At 76.7% G+C, this 3,613-nt stretch carries 4 protein-coding genes and 1 pseudogene; 3 read left to right on the top strand and 2 right to left on the bottom strand.

Annotated elements, in window-relative coordinates; genetic code table 11:
* Together AB0C69_RS39955 and AB0C69_RS39950 are read left to right on the top strand one after the other, a co-directional pair.
* Positions 1-720: iron ABC transporter permease (locus AB0C69_RS39955; protein ID WP_360361577.1), on the top strand; the 720-nt coding region annotated here is incomplete at its 5' end.
* Positions 710-1,504, top strand: a complete 795-nt coding sequence (locus AB0C69_RS39950) for an ABC transporter ATP-binding protein (RefSeq protein ID WP_345182945.1) — start codon at positions 710-712, stop codon at positions 1,502-1,504. The genes AB0C69_RS39955 and AB0C69_RS39950, both read left to right, overlap by 11 nt.
* A 115-nt stretch (positions 1,505-1,619) precedes the next feature.
* Here AB0C69_RS39950 and AB0C69_RS39945 read toward each other — a convergent pair whose 3' ends face one another.
* Positions 1,620-2,339, bottom strand: coding sequence for an anti-sigma factor (locus AB0C69_RS39945; RefSeq protein WP_360361573.1), 720 nt, complete (start codon positions 2,337-2,339; stop codon positions 1,620-1,622).
* On the bottom strand, positions 2,336-2,926 hold the full coding sequence (gene sigK / locus AB0C69_RS39940; protein WP_345182942.1) for an ECF RNA polymerase sigma factor SigK: 591 nt from the start codon (positions 2,924-2,926) through the stop codon (positions 2,336-2,338). The genes AB0C69_RS39945 and sigK overlap by 4 nt, the downstream gene beginning before the upstream one ends.
* Positions 2,927-3,025: 99 nt before the next feature.
* Here sigK and AB0C69_RS39935 point away from each other — a divergent pair.
* Positions 3,026-3,613 (top strand): annotated as a pseudogene (locus AB0C69_RS39935) (molybdopterin-binding oxidoreductase); the annotation flags it as partial.

The raw sequence follows: 3,613 nt of genomic DNA, 5'->3' as shown, positions 1-3,613 counted from the left end.
GCCGTGCTCGTGCCCGCGCTCGGCGGCACCGCCCTCGGCGGCGCGACCGGCGCGCTGGGCGTGACCGGCGCCGCCTTCGCCGCCGCCCTGCTGTCGGCGCTGCTGGTGTACGCGCTGGCGCAGCGGGCGGGGCGGCTGCTCGACTCGTGGCTGGTCCTGACCGGCGTCGCCGTCGGGTACCTGTGCACCGCCGCGACGACGTTCGTCCAGCTCCAGCTCAACCCCACCGAACTGCAGGGGATGATGTTCTGGCTGATGGGCAGCGTGGCCGGCGCCACCTGGACCGACCTCGGCCTCCCCGCCGCGCTGATCGCGGCCTGCCTGGCCTGCCTGATGCTCCGGGCCCGGCCGCTCAACGCGCTCCTGGCCGGGGAGGACGCCGCGACGGGGATGGGCGTCCCGGTCGCCGCGCTGCGCGTCACGCTGCTGCTGATCGGCTCGCTGCTCGCCGCCACGGTGGTGAGCGTCGTGGGCGGCATCGGGTTCGTCGGCCTGATGGTCCCGCACATGGCCCGGTTCGCGGTCGGCTCCGACCACCGCCGCGTCCTGCCCGTGGCGCTGCTGGGCGGTGCGGTGTTCATGGTGCTGGTGGATCTGGCCGCCCGGATCGCCGACCGTCCCAACGAGCTGCCGGTCGGGGTCTTCACCACCGGGCTCGGGGTCCCCTTCTTCCTGTTCCTGCTGCGCCGCCGCGCCACCGGAGGCACCCATGCGCCTTGACCTGGAAGGGGTGAGCGTCCGGATCGACGCCCGTCCCATCGTCACCGGCGTGTGCCTGAGCGCGGGGCCGGGCGAGTTCGTGGCGCTGGTCGGCCCGAACGGCAGCGGCAAGTCCACCCTGCTTAGGACGGTGTACCGGTCGCTGCGTCCGTCCGGGGGCGTCGTCCGTCTCGGCGGCGAGGACCTGTGGCGGATGTCGCCCCGGCGCGCCGCGCGGCGCCGTGCCGTCCTGCCGCAGCACGGCGGGGCCGGGGGCGACTTCTCCGTCGCGGAGGCCGTCGCCGTCGGCCGGACCGCCCACCAGGGGCCCCTCGACCGCGAGACCCGCGCCGACCGCGCGGCGATCACGGACGCGCTGAGGCGGGTCGGCATGGACCGGGCCGCCGACCGGCTCGTGTCGACCCTCTCCGGAGGAGAACGGCAGCGCGTGCTGCTGGCCAGGGCCCTCGCGCAGGAGGCCCCGCTGCTGATCCTGGACGAGCCCACCAACCATCTCGACGCCGGCGCGCAGTTCGCCCTGCTCGACCTGATCCGCTCACTCGGGCTCACCCTGCTGGCGGCCCTCCACGACCTGGACCACGCCGCCGCCTACGCCGACCAGGTCGTCGTCCTGCGCGACGGCGCGGTCGCCGGGCACGGTCCGCCCCTCCAGGTGCTGACACCCGAGTTCATCCAGGACGTCTTCGGAGTGCGCGCCCACATCGGCCCGCACCCCATCACCGGCCGTCCCCACATCGCCCTGGCCTCGCCCGGGCCCGTGGAGGTGAGCGACGCGGGCGCGTGACGTCACGGCCGGCGGGGTCGCACGGCCGAGCCGGCAGGCCGGCGCGGTACCGGCCGAGGGTGGAAGGCCCGCCGCCGGAGGTCGTCTCGTCCGGCGGCGGGCCGGTCCCGGGCCCTCAGCCGACGGCGAGGGTCAGGATCGGGGCGCCGCTCGGCCGGGCCGAGCCGCCGGCGGGCTCGACCGTCACGCCGATGCGCCGGGCGCCGCCGAGTCCGGTGGCGATCACCGGGCGGTCCGACTCCGCCGGGTTCATCGTCCCGGCCGAGCGCGGAGCGGCCGGGCCGAGCCACCACATCTGGTACGTCCTGGCCGACGGCAGGGGCGGCATCCGGTTCGTGGTGACGACGGCCTTGCCGAGCGAGCGCGACGAGACGACCGTGACGGTGGCGGCGTCCGGCGTCCGGACGGTGGAGGTGCGCGCGTCCGGCGCGCTCATCACCGCGGCGACCTGCCGGTTCAGGGACTGCTCGCGTTCCGCGGACCGCTGGACCCGCCATGCCGCGCCGGCGCCCGCCAGCGCCAGCACCAGCACCAGGCAGGCCGCGGCGGCCAGCCAGACCGGCCCGCGCGCCCGGGGGGACGGCAGGCGCCGGGCGAGCGGCGGCGACTGCCGGGTCCGGGCGATCTCCGCCATGACCCGTCCGCGCAGCTCGTCCGGCGGGCGGCGCGCGGCCGCCAGCGCCAGCCGGGCCGCGGTCTCGCGGAATCCGGCGGCCTCGTCGGCGCAGGCCGCGCAGCCCCGCAGGTGGCGCTCGAACCGGCGCCGCTCGGTGTCGGTGAGGGCGTCCAGCGCGTAGGCGCCGGCGAGGCGGTGCGTGTCGAGGTCGTGGGTCATGGCTGCACTCCCAGGCAGTCACGCAACCGGATGAGTCCGTCGCGCATCCGGGTCTTGACGGCGGCGAGGCCGACGCCGAGCAGTTCGGAGACCTCGCGGTAGGTGTAGCCGCCGTAGTAGGCGAGCGTGATCGACTCACGCTGGGTCCCCGTCAGGCCCCGCATGCAGCGGCGCACCTGCTGGTGCTCCAGCCGGACCCCGACCTCCTCGGCGACCTCGTCGTACTCGCGCGCCGGCGCGCCGGCGCGCTCCTCGCGGTCCCGGTCGGCCTGGCTGGAGCGGACCCGGTCGACGGCGCGGCGGTGCGCCACGGTCAGCGCCCACGACGTCGCGCTGCCGCGTTCCGGACGGTAGTGCGAGGCCTTGCGCCACAGCTCGACCAGCACGTCCTGGGCGATCTCCTCCGCCTGCGCGGGATCGCGGACGACCCGCAGCGCCAGCCCGTAGACGGGCCCGGACAGGCGTTCGTACACGTCCCCGAACGCTTCCCGGTCGCCGCGGGCGACGCGGCCGAGCAGCTCGGCCAGGTCCGGCGGCTCCACGCCGACCGCCCCCGCCGGGCGCGGTCCGATGCCCGCTTCGCTCATCTCCACACTGATGATTCGATGCGGACGGCCTGCCGGATGGGTCCGGATCCCGAAAAAATCGCGACCCATCCACCTGCCGTCCGGCCCCGAACACCGGTCGTGACAGACGAACGAGCGACCGGGCCCCTGCGGTGGGCCACCGCCGGGCTGAGCGGCCTGGCGGCCGCCGCGGCCGCGATGGGCGTCGCGGAGCTGACGGCCGGCGCGCTCGGACGGGTGTCGTCCTCGCCGCTGCTCGCGGTCGGCGCGGGCTTCGTCGACCTCACCCCGGGGTGGCTCAAGGACTTCGCGATCCGCCGTTTCGGCGACGACGACAAGACGGTCCTGCTGGTCGGGCTCGGCATCGGAGTCGTCGCGGCGGCCCTGGCCGTCGGGGCGCTGAGCCGACGCCGGCTCGCGTGGGGCCTGATCGGGCTCGGCGCGTTCGGGGCCGTCGGGGCCGTCGCGTCGCTGACCCGGCCGGTCGCCGGGCCCGCCGACGCGGCGCCGTCCGCCGTCGGCGCGCTGGCGGGCATGGCCGCGCTGACCGCGCTGGTCCGCGCCGCCCGCCCCGAGGACACCGGCCCCGGAACGGAGGTGGATCGGCGGCGCGTGCTGCTGGGCGCGGCCATCGGCGCCCTGCTCATCCGGCACGTCTCGGTGTCGGCCCCCCTGTGGTGCGCGGCCGTCCTGCTGGTGGTCGTCGCC

The organism is Actinomadura sp. NPDC048032 (assembly GCF_040653175.1).
In the GTDB taxonomy this organism is placed as follows: Bacteria; Actinomycetota; Actinomycetes; order Streptosporangiales; family Streptosporangiaceae; genus Spirillospora; species Spirillospora verrucosospora.
This window is presented reverse-complemented; position numbering and strand designations above follow the sequence as displayed.